The organism is Bacillus sp. SIMBA_074 (assembly GCF_046534555.1).
GTDB lineage: Bacteria > Bacillota > Bacilli > Bacillales > Bacillaceae_G > Bacillus_A > Bacillus_A mycoides.
In genome coordinates, this window is record NZ_JAWRYM010000872.1 from 1 (window position 1) to 254 (window position 254).

The 254-nt window shown below is 68.5% G+C and carries 1 pseudogene; it reads right to left on the bottom strand.

Annotation, left to right across the window (positions count from 1 at the left end):
* Nucleotides 1–254: pseudogene (locus SB773_RS33250) on the bottom strand (hypothetical protein); the annotation flags it as partial.

Genomic DNA, 254 nt, shown 5'->3' on the forward strand with positions numbered 1-254 from the left:
GCTTGAGGACGAAGAGCACCGTGGCGCTGGACATGTTGCCGTTCTCGCGCAGCACTTCGCGGGCGGGGTGCAGCTGCGCATCGCTGAGATGCATCCGCTCCTGCACCCGGTCCAGGATGCTGCGGCCCCCGGGGTGGATCGCCCAGTGCTCGACCTTCTCCCCCACCCGCCCCGCCTCGAAAGCTTCGGCCATCTCCGCATCAGCGGAGTACAGCGGCCGGAGCGCGCCGATGATGGTCTCCCCGATGATCTGC